Annotated in this window: 19 protein-coding genes; 14 read left to right on the top strand and 5 right to left on the bottom strand. The window is 45.8% G+C overall.

Translation table 11 applies throughout. The features are described 5' to 3' along the window. Positions 1 to 96: 96 nt before the first annotated feature. Complete coding sequence (locus tag H3H32_RS36055; protein ID WP_182460511.1) at positions 97 to 1,167, bottom strand: helix-turn-helix transcriptional regulator; 1,071 nt, start codon at positions 1,165 to 1,167, stop codon at positions 97 to 99. A gap of 160 nt (positions 1,168 to 1,327) precedes the next feature. Between H3H32_RS36055 and H3H32_RS36050 the strand changes: the two genes are divergently transcribed. The 6 genes from H3H32_RS36050 (at position 1,328) to H3H32_RS36025 (ending at position 7,116) form a co-directional block, all read left to right on the top strand. Beyond that, a complete protein-coding gene (locus H3H32_RS36050; RefSeq protein WP_182460510.1) occupies positions 1,328 to 1,723 on the top strand; it encodes a pPIWI_RE_Z domain-containing protein in 396 nt (131 codons plus the stop codon). 144 nt (positions 1,724 to 1,867) lie between these two features. Continuing rightward, a complete protein-coding gene (locus H3H32_RS36045) occupies positions 1,868 to 3,226 on the top strand; it encodes an ADP-ribose polymerase (protein WP_182460509.1) in 1,359 nt (452 codons plus the stop codon). A gap of 1 nt (position 3,227) precedes the next feature. Continuing rightward, positions 3,228 to 3,485, top strand: a complete 258-nt coding sequence (locus tag H3H32_RS36040) for a hypothetical protein (protein WP_182460508.1) — start codon at positions 3,228 to 3,230, stop codon at positions 3,483 to 3,485. Positions 3,486 to 3,929: 444 nt separating this feature from the next. Beyond that, positions 3,930 to 4,382, top strand: a complete 453-nt coding sequence (locus tag H3H32_RS36035) for a pPIWI_RE_Z domain-containing protein (RefSeq protein WP_182460507.1) — start codon at positions 3,930 to 3,932, stop codon at positions 4,380 to 4,382. Positions 4,383 to 4,848: 466 nt separating this feature from the next. Then, complete coding sequence (locus H3H32_RS36030) at positions 4,849 to 6,630, top strand: SWIM zinc finger family protein (protein WP_182460506.1); 1,782 nt, start codon at positions 4,849 to 4,851, stop codon at positions 6,628 to 6,630. Positions 6,631 to 6,660: 30 nt separating this feature from the next. Beyond that, the gene (locus H3H32_RS36025) at positions 6,661 to 7,116 is read left to right on the top strand and encodes a hypothetical protein (RefSeq protein WP_182460505.1); all 456 of its coding nucleotides are present in this window, start codon (positions 6,661 to 6,663) and stop codon (positions 7,114 to 7,116) included. A 206-nt stretch (positions 7,117 to 7,322) separates the two neighbouring features. Here H3H32_RS36025 and H3H32_RS36020 read toward each other — a convergent pair whose 3' ends face one another. Next, the gene (locus H3H32_RS36020) at positions 7,323 to 7,703 is read right to left on the bottom strand and encodes a hypothetical protein (RefSeq protein WP_182460504.1); all 381 of its coding nucleotides are present in this window, start codon (positions 7,701 to 7,703) and stop codon (positions 7,323 to 7,325) included. A 10-nt stretch (positions 7,704 to 7,713) separates the two neighbouring features. Beyond that, complete coding sequence (locus tag H3H32_RS36015) at positions 7,714 to 8,127, bottom strand: hypothetical protein (RefSeq protein WP_182460503.1); 414 nt, start codon at positions 8,125 to 8,127, stop codon at positions 7,714 to 7,716. Positions 8,128 to 8,402: 275 nt separating this feature from the next. Here H3H32_RS36015 and H3H32_RS36010 point away from each other — a divergent pair, with 275 nt between their 5' ends. Further along, positions 8,403 to 9,431: an AAA family ATPase gene (locus H3H32_RS36010; RefSeq protein ID WP_182460502.1), complete on the top strand. Its 1,029-nt coding sequence runs from the start codon at positions 8,403 to 8,405 to the stop codon at positions 9,429 to 9,431. Here the strand turns inward: H3H32_RS36010 and H3H32_RS36005 are convergent, their stop codons facing one another. Then, the gene (locus tag H3H32_RS36005) at positions 9,432 to 11,876 is read right to left on the bottom strand and encodes a S8 family peptidase (RefSeq protein WP_182460501.1); all 2,445 of its coding nucleotides are present in this window, start codon (positions 11,874 to 11,876) and stop codon (positions 9,432 to 9,434) included. A gap of 141 nt (positions 11,877 to 12,017) precedes the next feature. Here H3H32_RS36005 and H3H32_RS36000 point away from each other — a divergent pair, with 141 nt between their 5' ends. Beyond that, the gene (locus tag H3H32_RS36000; RefSeq protein WP_182460500.1) at positions 12,018 to 12,872 is read left to right on the top strand and encodes a DUF3037 domain-containing protein; all 855 of its coding nucleotides are present in this window, start codon (positions 12,018 to 12,020) and stop codon (positions 12,870 to 12,872) included. Between the two features lie 17 nt (positions 12,873 to 12,889). Here the strand turns inward: H3H32_RS36000 and H3H32_RS35995 are convergent, their stop codons facing one another. Then, positions 12,890 to 14,263 carry a neutral/alkaline non-lysosomal ceramidase N-terminal domain-containing protein gene (locus tag H3H32_RS35995; RefSeq protein ID WP_182460499.1) on the bottom strand — a complete coding sequence of 458 codons (1,374 nt, stop codon included), beginning with the start codon at positions 14,261 to 14,263 and terminating at the stop codon, positions 12,890 to 12,892. An 84-nt stretch (positions 14,264 to 14,347) separates the two neighbouring features. On the opposite strand from H3H32_RS35995, the gene H3H32_RS35990 reads away from it, so the two are divergent. The 6 genes from H3H32_RS35990 to H3H32_RS35965 all read left to right on the top strand — a co-directional run bounded on the left by H3H32_RS35990 (position 14,348) and on the right by H3H32_RS35965 (position 23,188). Beyond that, complete coding sequence (locus H3H32_RS35990) at positions 14,348 to 16,231, top strand: tetratricopeptide repeat protein (RefSeq protein ID WP_182460498.1); 1,884 nt, start codon at positions 14,348 to 14,350, stop codon at positions 16,229 to 16,231. A 67-nt stretch (positions 16,232 to 16,298) separates the two neighbouring features. Next, positions 16,299 to 16,739 (top strand): hypothetical protein, encoded by a 441-nt coding sequence (locus tag H3H32_RS35985; protein ID WP_182460497.1) that lies wholly within the window; start codon positions 16,299 to 16,301, stop codon positions 16,737 to 16,739. Positions 16,740 to 17,039: 300 nt separating this feature from the next. Next, positions 17,040 to 18,392, top strand: a complete 1,353-nt coding sequence (locus tag H3H32_RS35980; RefSeq protein WP_182460496.1) for a hypothetical protein — start codon at positions 17,040 to 17,042, stop codon at positions 18,390 to 18,392. Further along, entirely contained in the window at positions 18,317 to 18,955 is a 639-nt protein-coding gene (locus tag H3H32_RS35975) for a condensin complex protein MksE (RefSeq protein ID WP_182460495.1), read from the top strand. Before H3H32_RS35980 ends, H3H32_RS35975 begins: the two co-directional genes overlap by 76 nt. Further along, a complete protein-coding gene (locus H3H32_RS35970) occupies positions 18,952 to 22,233 on the top strand; it encodes a hypothetical protein (protein ID WP_182460494.1) in 3,282 nt (1,093 codons plus the stop codon). The genes H3H32_RS35975 and H3H32_RS35970 overlap by 4 nt, the downstream gene beginning before the upstream one ends. Next, the gene (locus H3H32_RS35965; RefSeq protein ID WP_182460493.1) at positions 22,220 to 23,188 is read left to right on the top strand and encodes a hypothetical protein; all 969 of its coding nucleotides are present in this window, start codon (positions 22,220 to 22,222) and stop codon (positions 23,186 to 23,188) included. Before H3H32_RS35970 ends, H3H32_RS35965 begins: the two co-directional genes overlap by 14 nt. Positions 23,189 to 23,199 lie beyond the last annotated feature (11 nt).

Genomic DNA, 23,199 nt, shown 5'->3' with positions numbered 1-23,199 from the left:
TTTTAGGTTTCTCAAAACCTATGTGTACGCACATATAGGTTTTGAGAAACCTTATGAGTCAGGTTAAAGAACCTGACCTCACGTATTTCGTGTAGTTCAATACTTCGCCAGCGTAGCCTCCAGCGACGTTTTCATCTCTTTCACCAGACTCTCTGGTTGCAGTACAGTGAGGTGTTCGCCGTAGCTGCGCAGGTGCATGAGCAGGTCGCGGTTGGGCGCCAGTCGAAGCCGTACAACGCATTCGGTATCGGTGTCGCTCAGGACTTCCTGCGTCTGGTGAATGGGTTTGGCCTTCACATAACGCCCGAACAAGGGGCTGAAGGATAAGACAATGTCTTCGACGGGGCCGTGGCTATCGGTTATGCCATAAATGTGTTCGAACAATTCGCTCACATTGGTCAATATGGCGCCCGGAACATCGCAGGGATCATCTAGTAACTCAAGCTCGCTCATGCGATCCAGCGCGAAGGTTTTTTCGCCCCCACTGGCCGCATCGTAGCCAATGACGTACCAGCTATCCGCTACTTCCCGCAATAAAATCGGGTGTAAAATTCGCAGTTTAGGTCGATCGAGGGTAACAAGATTGGGGTCAACGGTACGGGCTTTCGCTTTACGCATGGTAAGGCTGCCACTCATCGACACGGCCTCTTCGTGCTTTAGATACCGAAACGCCACTTGCCGATTCTGATTCACGGCCCGAATCAATACAGGCACGTACTGTCGATTGCCACCCAGGATTTTCTCCTCAACATACACAACCCGTCGTGTCGGCGCATCGGTTTTCACTTCCCGAATAATGTCCAGACTCTGCCGCACACGTTGCAAGGCATTATCTAGTTCATCGGCCACCGATGCGCCCTGTGTAGCCGCCAGTACTTCGCGCGCCTGCTCCAGAGCCTCCATGTCGTCGGGGGTTAGCATTAAGTTCAGCAGCCTGAACTGCGGATTGCTGTAATAGTAACCGTTAGCCCGTTTGTCGTATTCAATAGGCGCGTCGTGGTCTTCGCGCATCCGCTGGATATCCTTTTCGAGCGACGAAATGGACCGGATGCCGCATTTGTCCTGACATAGTTCAAAAAGTTTCTGCTTGGAGTATCGGCGGGGGTACCGACTAATGATTTCGTCGATGAGTCGATACCGTTGAAAAGCTGAGCGGGTTATAGGCATACAATATTATATATAATACAAGTGAAATATATTCACCGATATTGTGATTATATTTGGCGAGCACAAAGGAGCAAAATTTTTTTTCAATAAAAAAGAAGACCGTAAATAGATTACGTTTTTGGTAGTATACTTTTGAATCGGACAATCACATAGACTTATCATGACTCATACCTCACGTCCCCGCGCAAACACATCGGCTTACACGCCCCGCCCGTCGCTTTCGACCCGGCAATTAGTTGACCTCGAACTGGGTTTATTTTTACTTCAGCAACTACACCCGGATGCTCCTGCAACGGCGCTCCCTGCTTTACTCCGGCCCGACGATACGGATTGGTCTGGCCTGACCCCAAAACAAAAGAAATACCTGAATCGTGGACGGCTGCTGTTGTCGCACTTTGCCTATAATCTTCAGTGGCAGGAATTATTAGTAGCTTATGCATCGGCTCCCGGCCATCGGCTGGCCTTTGATCTCAGCTCCGATTACAGCCATTTTTCCGAAAAAACGGTTGGCTTCTCCCGCAACCGGCTTGGCGTTTTACGCAAAATGCTGGCCTAAGTAAATGGTCAGGAGTTGTCAGAAATAGTCAGGTTTTGTCAGGAGTAGCTATTAAACAAGCCCTGACCATTTCTGACAACCCTTGACAAAACCTGACCATTCCTGACAATACTTGACTATCCTTCACAACTCCTGACTACGATTATGCTGAACCAGTTGCTCCAACGGGTATGGAACCGCCCTGCCTCAGTCGATACCGATACTACCGTTCGCCCACACCCCAATACTCCGAAGCTTACTCCTGCTGAACAAGTTAGGCCTATGCCATCCGAATCACCCAACTCGACCCTACGGACAGTGAAACTGATTATGGTGACCGCCGAAAACAACAACAAATTCTATGAAATGCGTGAAAATGAAAACGGTACGTTCGATGTCTACTACGGCCGGGTAGGTGGTTTTCGCAATAAAGCTACCCATCCCCTAGCGCAGTGGAACCAGAAACTCCGTGAGAAAACCGCCAAGGGCTATACCGACCAAACCCATCTTTTTGCAGAATCCAGCCCTGCAACAGATGCCAGTACCATTGCCGACCCAACCGTACGTGGCCTGATGAGTCGACTGCTAGACCTAGCAAATCTGTCTATTTTTCAGAATTATACCGTCACAGCTCAGCAGGTTACCCGCAAGCAAGTCGAAACGGCTCAACAAATGCTCGATGAGCTGGCAACGCAACTTCGAGTAGGCATGAACACAAGCGCCTTCAATTCCAGACTCCTCGACCTGTTTAAAGTGATTCCGCGCCGGATGACCCACGTAGGCCAGCACCTGGTAGGCAATGCACCGCTTTCGGATGATGATTTGCAACCCCTCCGCGACAATCTCGCCGATGAACAGGCTACGCTCGATGTAATGCGTGGTCAGGTTGAACTGGCCCCCGTTCCTACCAGTCCCGATCAGGCTCCGCCAACGCTTCTGGAAAGCATGAATCTGACCATCGAACCCGAAACGGACAATCATGTTCTAAAGCTCATCAAGAAAATGATGGGGGAAAATGCCCATAAATTCGACGCGGCTTTCAGCGTACGTCATGCTGCTACCGATGCTGCTTTCAATGCCTACGTAGGTAAACAACAAAATCGTAAAACGCTGGCTCTCTGGCACGGTAGCCGGAGCGAAAACTGGTTATCAATTCTAAAAAATGGCTTAGTGTTGCGCCCGGCGAACGCAGTGATTACAGGCAAAATGTTCGGATACGGAATCTACTTCGCCGACCAATTCAGCAAGTCGCTCAATTATACATCGCTGAACGGTTCGGTCTGGACCAACGGTCGTCAGAATGAAGCGTATCTCGCTATTTATGAAGTACATGTTGGTGAGCAACTGGAACTGACCAAACACGAACCGCAGCATATGCAGTTGGACGGCAACGCGCTAAAGAAACTGGATTCCCGCTATGATTCAGTATTTGCCCGTCAGGGAGTTAGTCTGCAAAAGAACGAATTCATTGTTTACAACCAGGCGCAATGTACGGTTCGGTACATCGTCAGAATCAAATCGTAAGATGGAGGCACAACGTAAAAAATTAGACCCGCTGGTTATTCGATTTGTAGCCACGGCACTCATTCTGGCTAACGGCAGCACCACTACGCTGGACGTAAAAAAGTCGCTACGCCAACGTGGCTACGAAGCCCGTCAGGCCGATATTTCGCAATGGCTTCTGGTCATTTGCTTTTGGGAAAACTGGGCCGTAAAAGACAATGGCAAACATCGAATTTACTCCTTTCAAAAATTCGCTATTACTCAACCAATCAGCAATTAGAGGCTTACTTTAGGCTGTGGGGTACCTTAGGTATATACACATTTTTCAACCTATCCATATAGCACTGTAGGTGCGACCTGTTAATAGAAAACACAGGATTTGCCATAAGTCGAAGCGCCGTAGGTGCGACCTAATTCTGTTTATATAGGTCGCACCTACGGCGCTTCGACTTATGTATTGAGAGCTATTGACAGGTCACCCCTCCGGGGCTGCTCCACCTGCATCAGAAATACCTATCCATTCCAGGCACTCTCACAGCCCAAGGGAAAGAAGAAAACGAAAATAGGTTCTAACAGTCTTGCTATGAGGGTTTTAAGTTTTGTACCCTCGTAGTGCGGCTTTTTTTGCGAAATACCCGAAAATAATGTCAAAAATAAAGAACAACGTAAAAAGATTACGTTCTCATGGTGTGATATTTGTATAGAACAATAAACAAACATACAAATGAACACGCTCCTCACCACCGCCCCTGTTGCTCGCCCGGCTCTTGCTAGCTTGTTACGCTGGCAGGAACCGCTGGCTAGTCGAATTCGGTTTCGGCACGCACTGCCGGGCATGGTGGCGAATCGCTTGCTTAACGTTGAATTAGGGTTGTATCTGCTGGCCGAGTTGGTTCCAATGGCACCGCCACAAGCGCTGCCCGACCTGCTGAACGGTCAGGGATACATTTACCGGCAGCGGCCTATTTGGTCGCCCCGGCAACACCGTGCGCTAAACCAGGCTCGTATTCTGTTAGCGCCTTACCTGGATCGGAGCGCCTGGTTCAAGGCACTGGACAAATACGCCAACCTGTCGCCGGAATTGCGGGCCTTTACCCTCAACGGTAACCTCCGCACCGACATCAGCAGCTATTTGCTCCGTGAGCGGGTGGGTCTGTTCTCTCGGGCGCTGGCCTAAGCCAAACGCGATCTGCGTACGTACTAAGCTAGTGGGTGTATTTACGCCCGCTAGCTTTCGCTCTTTATACTCTTCCTCGAAACCTCCCTTATTGCCTATATGCCACTTATACAACCTGCCTCGTTCGATAACTCCCTGAATCAATCCGAAAGCCCGAATTCACGAAACTCATGATGAATTGCGGAGCACTCATGAGTCAGATACGATTCCTACAACCGGGCCTTAAAATTGGTCGCCACCTTTACTGGCTCCACCTAACGCTAGTCAGCTTGTTCATTTGCCAATACTGCTCCGTTTGCTGGACTTATCAACCAATGGCGCGATCGGTCGTCTGTAAATTTATGAGACAGGTGCTACGGTTTCGGTAAAGGTTTTTTCGACAGGATTTACAAGATTTACAGAATTAATTTTGTCAGTAAACAATCCTGTTCATTCTGTAAATCCTGTCGAAAAGCATCAGCCGATTATGCTTAGCCGAGCCCAACTTCAGCAACTTGCCAATGCCACCAGCTTTAGCCGGGGTGAAGACTATTTCTACAACAACGCCGTTCGACGTATCAAGCGCGCGGGTAATACCTTCACTGGGAAAGTTGAAGGCTCGGAGTTATATGAGGTTTCTCTAACGCTGAGTCATCTTAATTCGGAGTTCGACTGTAGCTGTCCATACTATTACGAGGGCATCTGCAAACATTGCGTAGCATTCGGCCTGGCAGTTATCGATCAGTTTGGGCCTGTTGTTCAGCTAGTCGATAGCCCTACAATTCCTGATCAACCGTTGGTAAGTCTGGAGGAAGTCTGGCACCAAACCAGCACCGACCAGAAAATAAATTTCCTGCGGCAACTCTTAGAAAAACAACCTGAGCTTCAGGTACAATTCGCTCAGTTTATAGGAACGGAACAGCCAGCCCTCAAACCTGTTTTCTTTACCAAGGCCGATAATGAGGAAACTACAAGTATCGACACCATCAGTACAGAGGTCTTTGAAGCACTTTCTGAACTGCGGTTCGATGATGAAGGGCTGGAAATGGACGAGGATGACTATTACTCCGAAGAATCGCCTGACCCCGACCCACTCATTGAATCGATTCTTTCCGAGTACGCCGAACGCGTTGCGAAAGCCCTGCGCGAAGGGCGGCTGACCGACACCATGACCATTTACCTGGGTGTTTACGAAGGCGCCCTGGCCGCATATGAACCTGACGACGATAACTATGGAATTATCGACGATTACCCCAGTCAAACATGGGCTGTCTGGCAAAACCTATTAGCCGAGACCTATGCCCAGATGGCCGGGCGGGTTTTACATCCTGATCAAATCAGTCAGGCGCTCAATCAGTTGGGCGAGCGCGTTCGATACTTCGATGAATTAGAAAACAATCCTGACGAAATCTACTACGACATAAAAGCGTTTGAACCGTTGCTGCTAGCGTTGGTCACCGACACGCCTTCTGCCAGAATCGTTCAACAGGCTATTACCCAATATGGCTGGCAATCATTAGGCACAGAATATGTCCAGTTACGAATCGCCGATGTCCTTCACGATCAGGACTTATGGTTGAAAACCGCCGAGACCTTTGCGGATCACGACAAGGCTATTGGTTTGCAACTACTCCAGCGTCGACAGCAGTCGGGGAATTTACCGATATTGCTTCAAACCCTTCACCGGCTCACGAAACACTTTCCAGGCACTTTCGATGCATTTATTCTCGAACACCTCACGACAACATCGCTCGCGCCCGGCCCTGACCTGAGCCTTTATTTGAACGCCCTTGAAAATCGCTGTCGAAGCATTGGTCATTTCGATGATTATCTGACGTTACGTGAATTCTGGACAGACACGCAACGTCGTCAATTTGCCGACAGCTTTCTTAGCGCCTATGCCTCCCACCCCCTGTTCCTGGCGCAGGTACTCCATGCCGAGAACCGTACTAACGACCTGTTTGACTGGCTAAAATCGCTAAACTGGCTCTATATACGTCAACTGCCCGATGTACTGAAACTGGTAGCCCAATCGCACCCCAGCGAGTGCATGGATTTAGTGATGGATCGAACGAAAACATCCCTCGAAAGCGGACAGCGGGGCCGCGACTTGTACCAGCGTATAGCAAGCTGGCTAGCCGCGTTGGCTACGTTTCAATCGCTCAAACCACAGGTAGCTATTTTCGCCCAGCACCTGTACAACACCTATAGTCGTCTGAGTGCCTTGCGGGAAGAATTGAGAATGAACCGTTTAGCGCGACCAAAATAGCTTAGTTTACCATAAGAACTAATAAAAACTATGCAGGTAGAAGCCTTATCGCCCCAGACAATCGACCGGATCAAGCACACCCGCTGGGATCGGATTATTGAGAAACACGAAGGCCCCGAAACGTGGGAATGGAAGTTTAAAACGTACCAACCGGACGATATGGTCTTCAAGTGGGATCCCGACTTCGACCCGGTTGCCGCTCGCCCACAGTTCATGTCGATAGGCGATTATTGGATACTTTTACCCATCAGCCGAAGCCGCCATCCGAACATCACCATCCTACATCATTTTCTGAGCGAAGACCACACCAAATTGGTCATCTATCTCAAAGACACGACCTATGACGACAGTCTATTCGGGGCCGGATATGTCGCCATCGGCGATTACCAACCCGAAGGCTTTTACTTGACGACACTCTACCATGAGTGGTTCATCATTGATTATGACGCTGAAGCCAAGGTGTTATTTGGCAAAAAGGAGTTATAAAGTACAACGATAGTTTACTCATCGTCGCCATACTGCTTCAAAGAGTTTTCTACTTTTTCGACCATCTAAGCCTAGTTCGTGACCTTATCGGGCCGCTGGTCAGTAGCAGATCAGTTTTGTTTCAGGTAACTGACAAACGTATCGAAACTGCCGATAAGGAGATAGAACGAAAAACCGTAGGGAGTGGGCAGGAGAAATTGATAAAGTTATTTCAAGATCACAGTCGCCGTCCGCGCCAGTAAAGCGGGCTTAATATCATCTTCCTCATCCATACCCCAGATGTAAGCATGGGCTGGGTTATCGAAGCCGTGTTCTTCAACCGTACAGGGATCATGAAATGTCGATAGCTCAATAGCTTTTACATCGCTATTGGCAAGAGAAGCAAGCGCAAATTTGCTAAGATCCCGAACCGAATGTTCTGGGGTAGTCAGGCTAGCTGCATCGACCGATAGCTTTCCTTCGTCTTTGGGTCTAAGTTTGAAATTTCGTGATGTAGGCCGACCATCGGGATCAACGTATTTATGCCAGGGCGTGCGGTAGATACTTCGGTATAATTGTTCTTCGTCTGCTACGGGGGTACTATTCATCAATCCTAAATTATCGGTTAAGCCATTGTAAAGTTTCCCGTAACGATTCCGGCGTCAGTAGGCCTTGTTGGGGAGTCTCGTCAGAGCCAATGCGAACAAATTTATTCCGACCACTGGGATAGGCAAGCAGTTCTACCGACTTATCACCATTGCGGAGGTTAATCATAATTTCACCAACCGGGCCGGGCGATGTGTGATAAATCAGTTGCCCCGTTACGGTAAGCAATAAGGCTATATCGAGGGCCGCTAGAACCGTTTGATGTGTAGGAGCAATGGCACCATCTTCGACCCAATTATCAATGAGATGTTGATAGGCAACGATAGCAGTTAAATGTTGATGGTTTGAAGACGGCAGCCCCAAAGCCTCAGAGAGCCTGCCTTTCTGCGACAAAATATCCTGTGCAAAGGCAAGTGTATCAAACATAAGCTAACCAAATTTTACTTTTCTCAATCATAAGTATAAGTGTTCCAAAGTAAGTTTATTGATTTAGAGGGCGTTTTCCAAATTGGACTAGATGCGGATTTTACCTTAGCATCAATACCTGCGCCTATATGATGCGCAAGCGGCTGAGTTTATTCAGGGTATAGGCACATGAAATCAAAACTGATAATGCCTATTTAAAATAAGTCTTTGGGTTTATAGTTATAGCATTAAAATTCGTTAGATATTATCCCTTATTTTGTGTAATTTAAAGAGCGATGCAACAGATAGATTACATTAAGGAAATAGCGAAGTATGGCTTGGAGAACGACCAAGAGAAGCTTCTTTTTACCCTTAATGAGCTGATTGAGCACTCGAAGCAAACGAAGAAAGTCAACTTTGCCCTCCAGCTTCAGTCAATTTTAAAGGACGCTATTCGTCAACAGCAAACGAATGGAATCGTTAAAATAGGGTCTCCTAAACACATATTAAGGGAAGAAGATCGTGAAGTAAGCGATTTTATACTTGAAAAGCTCACGTCCGATTATCGGTTCCCTAACTTGGTCTGCTCAGAAGCCGTCCATGCAGAGTTAGCCTATTTTATTGAGGAACATCGCTCTATCGAACTGCTCCGTCAATACGATCTACCTGTATCAAATAAGGTATTATTCTACGGCCCATCGGGCTGTGGTAAGACTTTGGCGGCCTATGTATTGGCCGGAGAGCTGGAGAAAATGATGATTGTCATCAACTTGGGAGCTATTGTCTCTTCTAAGTTGGGCGAAACCAGCAAAAATTTAGCTAAAATATTTCGGCGAGCCGCTACCGAAGATTGTATCGTATTTATGGATGAGTTCGATACACTGGGTAAAATCAGAGATTATAGTCAGGATCACGGGGAGATGAAGCGAGTTGTTAATACAATCCTGCAACTCTTTGATTATCTGCCTCAAAGCAGTATTGTTATTGCTGCAACTAATCAGAAAGATATGATTGATGACGCATTATTGCGTCGTTTTGACCTGTCTGTGAAATTAGAATTACCTGACGAAGCCCATATTAACGAACTCATTAATAAAACACTTGCTAGTTCGACTTTTACCTTTGACAATGAAACGAAAGCACAGAAGGTAATCAAAGATTCTTTAGGATTATCTTATTATACTATTCAAAAAACGCTATTGACTGCTATAAAGCGAAGTTTATTTTCAAAATATGATGGGCAACACAAATCCCAGAAAATACAGACAGCCGTCTGGGCTGATCTTATAAACCAAGAACGTAGGACTTTATTGGAAGCCTCTTAATTATTCAGCGGTAGCCTCTGCTTCCAAGTCTGCATCCAGCTCAATCAATGTACTCAGATTATTGACCAATCGGATTCCTTCATAAAGCGAATCAATATATTCTCCCTTGGCTGGTCGCTCATGTACCCGAATGGCTATTGTAAATTCGTTTTCTTGTGCGTATTCTGCTTTCTGCGTTTCAGTCAGTAATTTACTAAACTGGGATGATAGTACTATAACGAATGTATTTTGCTCATCAATCAACTCTTTTTTACCAACTATGAACGAGGTTTTCTGTGTGTTGCAGAGCAATTTACCACGATAATAAGGGTCTTGCGACCAACCGGTCCTTAGCCGATGGCCTTTGCTGGTTCTCTCGTTAGTTTCTTTGTCATATTGATCATCAAGTTTCCCTGAAGCAATCTGACTCAATTCGGCATTTCTAAAAACGCCAAATCCAATATGAATGGGACAGTATGTGCTCTGACTGTGCTGAATAGGCTTAAATTTGAAGCATAGAGTTAGTTGAAACTCAAGTAAGCCCGTCGCTTTTTTTGAAATCAATAAATAGTCGGGTAATTTCAAGGAATATGTTTGAATCTGGCCCGGCAGAATACCATCTTCCAGAATAATTGTTGCTTCATGATCGGTGGATTTAAGGCAAATCGGTTCAGATGGAATACCTTTCCCTAAAACGTTATTCAAAACAGATTTTGAAACAGGAGTAAAGGTTTCATCCAGCTTTGGTACAGTTGCTGAATTGACTATTATAGCCTTGACCGTCTGCATAGACAGGCGCGGATACTCTCCCAAAATTCGCGCAGCCAAATTAGCTACGAATGGCGCAGCATAGCTAGTTCCAGTTTCTCTAACGAAGTATTGACCTATTTTAGGTGTCAGCACACTAATGCCTGTTCTACTTTTATCGCCCGTAATCTCATGATCTCCCCCGTAATATAGTATATCAGGTTTGACCAACTGTTTGTTAGCTTGATTTTGGGTCAATGTAGCAGAGTCAAGATTAATATGAAACTTAGAAGAGTAGATGGCAGGAGCCGTTTTGTCATTAGCAATTCCTGCGACAAATAGGTTAGCCTCCAAATTATCTGCTATTGCCCCTACAGTTAGATTGTTCATACTCTCAGCTGGACTATGAATATTATTTTCTGCATCTGAGAAATGCTTGGGATAAGGCAACATTTGCCCTAAGGCATCGATCATATTTCTGCGCATGTTGCCCGAAGCAATGCATATTAAAATGTTCAATTCGTAGGCAAGCAAATCTAATTCATACGCTAGGGCTGAAATAGGCTCATTATCGTCCTTGATATTTTCGGATATTGTCAGTACAAAAATCCGTACATCTAACTCCTTATTTGCCCTACGAATAGCCTCACTAATGGCATTATCCGAAACACGGGGATTACGAGGGCTTAAAGCTTTTATTGATAGTAAACGAGCATCTGCTTGTACTTGTCCACTGACTCGTGAATGCAATTTATGGCCAAAAGCAGCTATACCTGCAACACCGGTTCCGTGCCCCCACGTATTATCCCAATTATCGATTCGGGCGTTTGTTCGAGTCAAATCATACGGATCATTTTCTCTTGGATTCATAATCAATTCAGCCAAAGGCGTTTGATCACTGATCCCTGTGTCTATGATGCCAATTATGGGAATCTCATTATCTGGCAAGACGGGTTGAAATCCAAAACTGCGCGATGCGATACCATAACGATCTGGTGAAATAACTCCAAACGCATTAGGCCGAACAGACGTGATAACATCAAAATTGTTTACTACTTCTGTTAACTCAGCGGATGTCACATCCCACAGTTGAATGGTACTATTGCCATCTACAAACTCATAACGAATCTCATTTGATTCCAGATAACTGGCTAAAGCACCATTAATTGACTCCCGAATCGAAGTAATATCTAGGTGGCTATCAACCAGATTCAGTATAACATCAGAAGGTATGTCAATTGAGGGAAGAATATCAGGAGAAGTTAATAGCTCAAATCCCTTAATAAATAACAAGTCGCTGTTATATTGCCGTTGGTCTTTCTCATGCTGATCTGCATTGATAAAGTTCAAAATTTCATTTAGGAAATTCTGGAAGCGATCGTCGTTTGCAATGGCAAATAATATTCGCTGATTGAATTCATCAGATAGGACTGGAACCAATCCAAAATTTGATCGGTAGCGTGATTCAAATTTAGCATTATCGAAAACGCTAAAGAACCGAATCCGAATGTAATCTATATGAGCAGGTACGGGTAATGTACGGCCTTCTGCCCGGCGGGCACGATCAAGGTTAAACTTCGCCAAAGACGCACTAAAGTCCTGTTGCATTGGGGCATAGTTCGGTTGATCAGTATCTTTTGGCTTTTCACCAGGAACACGGTTGGGCTGACTGAATTTATCAACTTGAGGAGGGTTTGTATAAATTAGATGTGGATACATGGCTTTTACTAGTGCTTGAAGTCGTGGCAATTAACAAAAAAATAATCCTTTATTTACATTTGCCGATTCGACAAGCACCCACTGTAAACCAAAGTATGTATAGTCCGTAATATCCTGTAATTTTTTAACAATACTAATCGCGTGAACTCAGTCTTCTACTATAGCGTCCTGCAATACCGGTACGCCCAATCGCTGGGTGAGGTGCTGAACGTTGGCGTGTTGTTACTGTTCCCGGAGCAACGCCAGGCTGTTTTTCTCCACCCCGAGCGGTTAGGGCGCATTCGAAAACTATACCCTAAGTTTGCCGAAAAGGTAATACGTTCCTACTTCAAGGGCATTGCCGCTCGAACAAAGCAATTAACGAAACAGCCTGAAATCTTCGCTGATTACGAAGCGCACCCACGGCAACTGATTGACAACGAAATTCTGACTCGCGACAGTAGTGCCTTGCAGTTTGGTGAAGTAAAAGCATCGGTTTTATACACAGAGGATTTATCGGCAATCGGTGAACAGTTCTATAGACTGTACCTCTCGTTCTACGATGAAGACGAGTATCGGCCACGCCATGACGGAACCTATCTGCTGAAAGAATACAAACAACTTCTTCGCCAGCGTCTTGATGGTCTGCTGTCTCGTGAAGCTTTCGAACGTCCGATTACGGTTAAGCCAGAAGGAACAAGCTTTGCCTATCAGTTCCCCTTTGCCTGGCAAAATGGGAGTTTTAACTTAGTGAAGCCCGTTAGTTTTGATCTGAAATTAGAGCAGTCCATCAACGAAAAAGCAACGCTTAACGTAGGCCAGTTCACTGTGCTTAATGACTACGCAGAACGGCGTAATGCCCGCTTCGATGTACTCGTCGCCCGGCCGAAAGATCGAAAATTGTACAAACCCTATGAGCAGGCCGTTCAGCTATTAGCGAATCAGCCTCATGTGCATATTGTTGAGGAAGACAGTTTAGACGACTACTCACAAAAGACAGCCGATGCCCTCAGATAGGTATCCATTCCACCCCATTACGGCTTTAGCTGAAGGCTGGCGTACATCATATCGAGCAGGCCATTGACAATTGCAGTTTCGGCAAAACCCGGTTTGAGTCGCGACGAAACCACTTCGAAGGTGTAGGTGCCAAAAGCGGCATCGTGGGGAATATAACCCGAGCGGGCATAGCCGTTGGTTAGCGTAGTCATCAGGGTGTTGGCAAACGGCGATTCTTTTTTCAAACGGGTGGAAATGGGGTTGAACACTTCGCCATTGACCGCCGTAAAGGCAATGTCGCCCAGACGGATCAACCCCAGCCGGATAGGAATCGAATCGGCATCTTCATACGTACCGGCGTAGCCCGCCCGACCCTCATCCAGCCGTTTGCGGCCGGGACAGGTAATTATGCGTTGATCGGCCTGAAGAACAGGATTGCTTACCTTCCGTTTGGTGCCCCGCATCACGTGGAGTACCTCCTCGCCCAGCAGTTGCCCCATCGACAGCAGCATCTGCTTTTGCTGCTCCATCAGCTTGATCACCTTCGGGTCTTTCCGATCCAGTCCTTCGCCACCGGGAGGCATTTTATTACTGATGTCGATGCCTCGTTTGGCGTACTCTTTAACGCGAATTTCGCGCAAATCGTAGGTCTGCTGATAATAGATTGGGTTCTGATCACCACAGGCACCAGTCGACCAGAGGGCCACGGCTTCGTCGTCGAAGTTGTTTTCCAGATAGCGCGAAGCCGCTCCCGGCACATCCCCGCTCACCTGATCGAACATACCGGAAATAACGCCGTGCATGGCATAGTTGTAATAGATGGCAATGGGTTTACCGGCCAGCGATTCGAAGGTGACCACAGCCACGGTTTTGTCGGATGGGCCATCGTAATTCGGGCCTTCCCACCACCGGCGGGTGTCGGGGTCGATGATGTTGCGGTTAACGTTGATATAGGATACCCCTTCGCCATAACCGACACGGGCGGGCTGTAGCTTGTCTTTCGCCTGTTTTACGGCGCTGGCAATTTTCGACTCAAAGGCCTCTCCACTAATCCCGAACGGCACACTATGCGTATGCGTGGCCGTTATCAGGATGTTTCGGGTAGGAATGCCCGATAAAGCCGTAACTTTAGCGAGGATACGGTCGGCCATTTCGTCGTTGATTCCGCCAATATCCACCGAAACGAGGGCTACGGTCGTATTGCCATTGTTGATGACGACAGCTCGGGAGTAGATGTTGTCGTTGATACCGAAATACGGTTTTTTCAGGTCGTTCAGGGCAGGGGTTATATCTACTTTGGCCGCACCAACGGAAAGGGAAGCCGGTGGAGTTGACTGCGCCATTAATAGGTTTACGGTGTTGATTAGCCCGGTCAGTAACAGGCTTATCGTACAGTTTAGCAGCTTTTTCATAGGTTTAGTCGTTTAGGCTGGTTAGCCATCAAAGGTAGCTTAACCCTAAAGATACCCAATAATGAGCCCTGTGTATGGTCTCCATTGGGCAATCGCTCCCTCACCCACTCCTCCCCAACCGCTCCTGCTCAATCCCCCAACCCCAATCTCCCGTATCTTTACGCCCTCAACACAAGCTTTCCGCACATGGCGTTACCCGATAAACTCGCCGACTTATTTGGCCAGAGCAACTCACCTAAACTCCCAGCCGTCAAGGGGTTACAACAACTTAGCTACAAAATCAGTTGGGACCCGCTCGACGATGGAACAGCACCGCCGGAGCTTAAGTCGCAACTGGCAGGTTTGTATGAGGCTGTGCGAAACCGATCCAACCGGCGGCAGGTAGAGCAGTTGCAGAATCTGGTTCAGCAGTATCCCAACGTACCTATATTGAAAAACTACCTGATGCTGGCTTATGAACTGACGGGGCAGAAAAGCCGCGCCCGCGAGTTGCTGGACCAGACCGTGAAGCAGCATCCGCGCTACCTGATGGGACTAACCAATAAAACCCATCAATATTTACAACAAGACGATACCGAGGGCGTAGAGGCACTATTCGGCGGTCCACCTACCGACATTTCGCTGTTTTATCCCGACCGGTCGGAGTTTCACGTATCGGAGGTAGCTAACTTTACGCACGTAGCGTTTGCCTACGATCTGGCGAAAAACAGGCCCGATGCGGCCGAAACCCGGTTGCGGCTGCTGACCGAGCTGGGCTATCATTCTAAAGAGCAATTGCGGTCGCTGAAGCAAGAGTTAGATTTTGCTCGGATGCGCTACAACCTCGATCAGTTGCAGGAAGGTTTAGCCAATGCCATCAACATCGAAGGTTCGTTTCGGGCGGGCGACAAACAGACTAACGAGCCGCCTATTTTCCAACACCCCGAAATTCAGTGGCTTTATCAGTACGGCTATACTATTCCGGCCGATAAAATTGCTACGCTGCTGGCCCTACCACGTCCGTCGCTCACGGCTGATTTGTCGAAGGTATTGCTCGATACCATCTATCGGTACGAGCATTTTCAGGAGGACGATTGGGATGAGAAACGGCACAACTTTGCCAGCCATGCCCTGCTGCTGGCTACCGAGTTGCAGGCCGACGAGTGTCTGGAGGCCGTGCTGGAAACGCTTCGGCAAGGTGGTGATTTTCGGGATTTCTGGTGGGGCGATTATACCGATGATTTTTATGTACCGTATTTCCGGCGATTGCTGCCTCAGCAGGCCGGTGTCCTCCAGGCGTTCATGCAGGAGCCAGATGTGAACACCTATTCAAAAAGCACCATCTCGAACGCCTGGGAACAGGCCGTGCAGGACTATCCCGAATGGAAATCCCTGGCACAGACCTGGTACGCCGATGTGTTTGCCTATTTTCTCAACCACGCCGACGATGAAGACCTGCTCGACGCCGACCTGATTGCGTTCATGATCAGCGACGTAACGACGTTACACCTCACCGAACTGATGCCACTGATTCGGACGGCCTATGCCCGCAATCTGGTTACGCTGAACATTCAGGGCGATCTGGCTGACGTAGAGCGCGAAATGATCAAACGGTCGCTGCCGCCCAACCACCGACCGCTACGCTCCATACGGGAGCAGTACGACTATCTGCGCGATCCGTCGGCCTGGCACAAAGCCCATCCTGACCCGGAACTGGAAGTCTGGCGCGAAGCCCGTAAAGAGAATTTGCTCAACAACCCGAACGAAAGCAAATGGGATTTTCTGGACGATGAGGACGATGATACACCCCCGAATGGCGCGCTGTTCCCCTCGCAACGGAGTAGCTATCCTATGCCGCGTCAGGTACAACCTACGCCCGGACGTAACGACAAAGTATCGGTTCGCTACATGGATGGGAAAGTCGTGAAGGACGTGAAATACAAGAAAGTCGAAGCTGATATTCAGGCTGGAAAATGTGTATTGGTGTGATCGATTATCTAGCCCTGAAGCATTTACGTAAACATCGGTTTAGGACACGAAGAAATAGTAAAAAATTATGCGTGTAGAAGATTTATCGCCCGAGACACTCGACCGAATAAAGGGCAGTCGTTGGGATCGGATTATTGAGAAACACGAAGGCCCTGAAACGTGGGCGTGGAAGTTTAAAACGTACTCGCCAGACGATATGATTTTCCGCTGGGAACCCAACTTCGACCCGGTTGCCGCTCGTCCACAGTTCATGTCGATAGGCGCTTATTGGATACTTTTACCCATCAGCCGAAGCCACCATCCGAATATCACCTTTCTGCATCACTTTCGGAGCGAAGACCACGCCAAGTTGGTTGTCTACCTCAAAGACACTACCTACGACGATAGTCTGTTCGGAGCCGGATTTATCGCCATTGGTGACCTCCAACCAGAAGGCTTTTACCTGACCACGCTATACCATGAGTGGTTTATTATTGATTACGATGCCGAAGCAAAGGCGCCCGATTAGGAATAGCCACACTCCGTCCCTGCAAGCGCCCTAAGGCCTTTTTCGCATAGCCTAACTGTTCGAAAACAGCAACTTTACGATACAATCGGGGGGATTAGCAGGTCTGACAACCCATTCCAGGGTACGTTTCTATCTGGATTGATCTGATAGAGCGATGCAGTAGCCATTAAAATCAGCCTTCCCTCCAACTATAAAGGCATAAAAGCTATGGCTTACAAGAAATTTTTATTTATTCTTTAAAATATTCAACTTGCTAAACTGATGTATGATATGATTCATTACTATCCAACCAGTTATTAAATGGAACCAAAATTTGTTTTTTGGGATGAGATTAATAAGCCGAATCGGTATGATGAAGTAATTCCTGACCGTAAGTTAGGCATGGTTGTACTGGGACTATACGATCGTATAAAAAACAACACACTAGGCACTTTCTTCAAACACACTGACATTGAAGCTATATATTGGGAAATTAATCCAGTTAAAGAACGGAAACCCCATGAACATGCTCAGAACGATATTGAATGGCTAAAGCACTATTTTTTGTCCTATGATTCAGTAAATCAAGAATATCATCTCCGCGACTTTGCTCATAAATTCGGTAATCTGGTTTATACACTGCTTGAAGGCCGGTTTAAACCAACCCAAGTAGAGCAACTATGCACCACCTTGCTGAAGAGTTTAAAGACTAGCATCGTCGACAAAACTTTTAAAAGTTGGTATACCGATATTTTTGAAGTCAATCATTCCAAACTTCGACGGCAGCTTGACTTACTTGATGAGAAAATTAGTGAACTAGTCAAAGATTTGGGACTTCAGCGTCTCGACGACGAAGAGGTGTTACAAATGCTACGTTCTGTATCAGAAAGGCTAGATCAATTGATTTTTGAATATGGTCAACTTAACGCAGCTTATCGTGATACTAGGTTTATCCGTGGTTTACTGACTGACTATCAATTTGAAGCACCTGATGAAGACCTGCCTGAGCTGGAACGAGCCATTACCTTTTTCGTTGAGCTTCGCCGTTTACTTGATGCCATCAGAGAACGTTTAGACCGAATTCAGCCAAAAATACAACAGCTTTTTGGCGTTTTCCAGCAAGCCAACTTCCGAGCGAGAACCGAGCAGTTTATCCGCTATATGTTGGACAACAGTGTAGTTACTAATAATAAAGTGGTATTGCCTACCCAAATCTCATCATTCACTTGGCGCATTCATAAGCCCCAGATATGGTACTTTGACGTGAATCGGGAATTGTTTCCTGCACCACCTCAGCCACGCATTCGTAGGATGATCGATGAGACTGCAAGACAGGAAGCATTTCAAGTAGCCACTGAATCTGCTCGGCGGCAGGATAAAGCTCAAATGTGGCTTGACCAATTTCATGCGGAATTAGAAAAGAGGGGGGCCTTGGCACTAAGCGATTATTTTCCTCGTGTTTTTAACAACGATCCACAACGGTTCGACATCGCACTACGGTTTTGTTATCTTGTATTACGTCAATACAGTGGTCATACTGATTGGCAATTGGACATTCAACCACCATCTCAGCAACTCTCCTATCCCGACCTTCTTTTATGGAACATGCAAGTTTACCGAAAGAACTCCGATTTACCCTCGACGATGACGCCGAATATCTCTTCGCCAAGTTAGACTACGCCTTGCGCGATGGTGTCCATATTCAACGTCGTACAGACCCTGATCTTTTCCGGTTTTTGTCAAATGATGAAAACGAAGATTCGTTGCGGGCTTACTACGAAAAGTATTTGCGAGTAAAACTTCAACGACGCACTCAAGGTGGCGAGAGCTATTATTTTCTTGATTTCATGGCTGACCATCGTGGCAATCTGGGCGACCATTACGAACGGCTGGAGAATCACCTGTTACTAATCGGTTTTCTACTACACAAAGTTATGGTACTTGATAGAAATATTGAACTCCGATCTATCACAGAGTTTAAACGGATTCTTCGAGAAAACTACCCTGACTTACGCATCCATTTGAATCGGTTAATCGCCCGCTCTCCACGTCAAACCGATAATCCAGAAGATAACAGCACTGTTGATAGTGCTGTCAAATCGGCGTTTGAACGATTCAGGCAATTAAAATGGGTAGATTACGATGGCGATACATTCGAAACATTACCTGCATTCAGTCGCCTAACGGATGCTTACGCACCTCACATTCAAAACATAGACAATTATTTAAAACCATGAAGAATTTCCCTCGTATCTACAGTCTCTGCACAGTGGGACTAATTCATCACGGTGAATACGAATATTTATTTCATCCATTCCGAACAGACTTTATTGGTGATAGTGCAGCAGGTAAAAGCATGATTGCCGATCTGCTTCAACTAATTTTAGTGGGTTCTGATAAGTTCGAATCAGCTACTGAAGTAACAGGAACTGATAAGCGAACTCCAGACGGCATGGTGCTAGCAACAACTGATAAAAGCGGTATTGGGTACGCATTTTTGAATATAGAGATTGCTCCTACGCAGTATATTGTTGTGGGTACAGCTCTACAGACTGGCAACCAACGTACTCGAGCATTCGTTGCACAAGCGGGTGATGTATTTTCAGGAAATTCATTAAATCCGCTTGCCTCTCCACTTAGTTCAAGCCAACTAATACGGCTAGATGATAATGCTATACTGCCTTTAGAACATCTAAGTATGCATTTATTTGAGCAAGGCGTGACGCTACGTCCTTATGAGCACTTCACAGAATTTCATGAACTACTTATAGCTAACCATTTATTACCGCTCAAGCCAACCGCCGGTCAGCAAGCACTGAAAGACTACGCCACTATTATCCGCTCATTTGCACGTGGTCATAAAATCGAAGCGCATAAATCAACTGCACTTCAACAATTCCTATTTGGTCGTAATGAACGTGACAGGTTGCTTAGTCAGTTAGAAACTGTCCAGCGCAATATTGAGAAGAACATTCAATCACACGGACATAATCTGAAGGCTATCGAAGATTTTAAGCAACAGCAAGCAGATTTCAAAGCCCTATTACAAAAAGACAATGAACAGAAGCAAGCCAAAGCTGTCTGGGGAAAGGCGAACTATCACTTTGCCTGCCAACTATTGGCTCAATGCCAACAGTGCGTCACCGATATGTGTCAACGCCTGAGCACAGATTTTGCTCGTTTAGCGGTAATACGCCCACTAGTGAATTCTTTTCAGGAGACGTTACCAGATGCGGCAGCAAAGGCTAAAGCGGTTTATGATGCTGCAATCCTAAGACAAAATGATCTAAAGAAAACTAAGCAAGCAACAGACACCGTTCAAAAGTGGCTAGATGCTATTAGTCTTACTGCGACACTCGACCAACTTACTGATAAATTCAATACTGACCAGAAAAGACAGGCGCAACGCCAAAGCATTACTGAGCTACTGAATATACTTTCGGAAGCCAATCTAACGAAAGATTTTCAAGATTCCGCTTGGGCTAAAGGATACGAAACAGGCTTAATAGAGTATCAACAGATATTGGAAGAACTGAATGCTCAAATCAAAGAAAAGGAGCAATTAATACTTCTTACTAATTTGGATGATCCAACTTCTCTTGGCTACTGGGCATCTCATTTAGATCGTTCACTAACTTTAGAAGAAGAAAGTGCACTACGGCACTTTCAACAACTGCCAACTAAGAAGCCTGCTTCTGGAACCGACAATCGCTTTGTTCCCTCTGCGGAAGCTTTATTTGGTAAGTTATCGATGACCGGTGATGAAGATTTACCTAAAACGTATTGGGCCAACTTGTCAGGGGTTTGGGAACAAATTCGACAGATACAAGATCCATTATTTAATACTGAAGATAAGCATATCTTACGAGAGAAGCTCCAACGTTGGAGTGGTAATTTAAAAAATGAGATAAAAAAGATTATAGAAAAACGTGAAAATCATATATCACTTCGAACGTTTTTAGAAAATGTATCTAATCTGAACAGTCTGCTAACAGCGTATACAGAGCGTACTCAAGTTGAGCAATTTAAGTTCAATTCTGAATGGGAGATTACGTCGGGAGATTTTCAGAAATTAATAAATCATTATCGTACATCTGCTAAAACAATCAAGACCGATATAGAGAAGACAGATAATGAAGTTAAAATCTCTTACGAAGCATTTACAGAAACGAGTAATCAGGCTGCTTGGCTAGAGTCAATCTATCTTTTACTGAACAAATGGTCGCCATCGGAAGACTACATTAATACACTCAACCAATTGCTACCTAACCGGCCTGAATTTACCCTTTATACCGATCAACTCCTTGCAAAGCCTGATGTTGATTCAAACCTCAAAGCCTTACTTGAGGATCTAACAGTAAAAAATAAGAATCAAATTAGGATTGATATTTGGTCTCAAAGCCTAGCTTCATTAGTACAAGCCGAACAACAGCAAAGGAAAGCAGAAATAGCCTACTTAGCTATCTATGACAAACTCCCGGCCGATTTGAGACAATTCACTCAACAACAATTGGATGAATTTTGCAGGACAGCCGACACCGCTTGGGCACTTTACAAGGATGAGTACGACCGATTAGCTAAATACTATCTGCGAGAACAGAAATACCTCGTTGACGATCCAGAATACAAATTTATGACGTTAGCTTATGAAGTTTTGCCGCCTTCGTTGCGGCAAACGGTTCAGTCAGCCGATGAAGTAATAACAGCTATTGGTACTGAGCTCACTCGAATTAATAATCAAGCCAGGCAGATTGCTGATTCTATCATTCGGAGAGCCGGAGAAGTAGTTGCTCAATTAGGTCAAATTATTGGAACTCATCAGCGAGTACAAAGTGATATTCAAAAGTTTTTCAGAAACCAAAATATACCTATCACAAATAACTGTAACGTAAGGCTCGACTGGCGACGAGGTGAACTTACCGTAGATTGGATTACGGCATTTGCCGACCTAATTGATCATCTTGACACGCCTTTATTTCGACGTAGCGATTCTATTGACGTTGACACGTTGCGCGACAAAATGGATGTAAGAGAGCTCATTAGGACGGCATTCAGACAGGCAAATAATGATAAGAACCTTGATATTAAAATGATTCTTGACCCATTCGCTTACTATGAACTATCGTTTGGTATGTATTATGAAAGCGGTCTACCCAACAAAGGCAGTACAGGTCAAACCTACGCGGCATTAGCGTTGCTCAATATAGCCCGATTATCAATCATAGAAGCAGGCTCTCCTGATAGTCCTGCTCCAGGTCTACGTATCATGCCAATCGACGAAGCTGAAGGGCTTGGCTCCAACTTTACTATGTTGGCAGATATTGCTCGCCGTTATGATTATCAATTAATCTCGATGTCGATCGGACCAATTGGTCGCTACCAAGAAATCGACCAACACGTTTACATGCTTCATAAGGACCGTAGCACCGACGAAGCAATTAATTATCCGCCATTCGGAGTCTTAAGCGCTAAAGATGCTCATTTATTAACATATCGCTACAATGCGAAAAATTAACTGGGGGAGCCTTAAACGGTTGCACGATCTTTATGAGGGCCGAAAATCAACTGCTGCACTTCATCGCGACCCTTTCATTAATACTAACTTTATTGAACATAATCGAATGATTCGACGGAAGTTAGGAGGGCAGAAAACGCCTGTCTGGCTGCCAACCGATAAGTTTGATACCTATTATGAGCGTTGGTACGCAGACAAGTATCGTGATTTTAAAGATTTTTTTGACCTAAGTCTGCTTCCACATACAGCCTTACAAGACTATGAGGAGGATGACATTGCTACACTAATTTTTGTCTATAATAACCGCGCCGAAATCCTAAAGGGCCTCACCACTGAACGCACTTTTCTGAAGGAAGTTTTTAAGAAGGCGATTAATGAAGAAAGAGAATCAAAATATTTTGTCACACATCCATCACTAAAAAAAGCAGTGCTGCAATTACTTGGCCGCGAAAAAGAAGGATTCCCCGACGATGACCCTAAGGATAACCAATGGCGATTCGTTGTTGATTGTCCAACAGCCAAGTACGTTGTTTTATGCGAGAACTTGAATATGCTCAAGCTTCCACGCAAAGCCCTTGAAAATGATATTGAACTATGGTACGTAGGTGGTGGCAATACAAAACCACTAGAACGACTTGGAACACGGCAGCTAAATCTCCCCCTCTTTTACTCCTGCGATTGGGATCACCACGGGTTGCATTTTTACTCGCGAATTAAGAAGATTCTGGGCGGCTATAAGATTCATCTATTACTGCCCCGCCCCGATGCTCAACGATACAATACAAAGACAGAACATCATAGCAGTCAGTGGGATTTTAACAAACCACTATCGGGTTTGCCTCCTTTAGATTTCTCCCCAGAAGCCCAATCATTAATAAATCAGCTCATTCAAACTGACAAGTGGATTGAAGAAGAAGGAAATGATATTGTCGAGATGATCTCTAATAGAAAATAGACCTTCTAATT

The sequence above is a fragment of the Spirosoma foliorum genome (assembly GCF_014117325.1).
GTDB classification, from domain to species: domain Bacteria; phylum Bacteroidota; class Bacteroidia; order Cytophagales; family Spirosomataceae; genus Spirosoma; species Spirosoma foliorum.
This window is presented reverse-complemented; position numbering and strand designations above follow the sequence as displayed.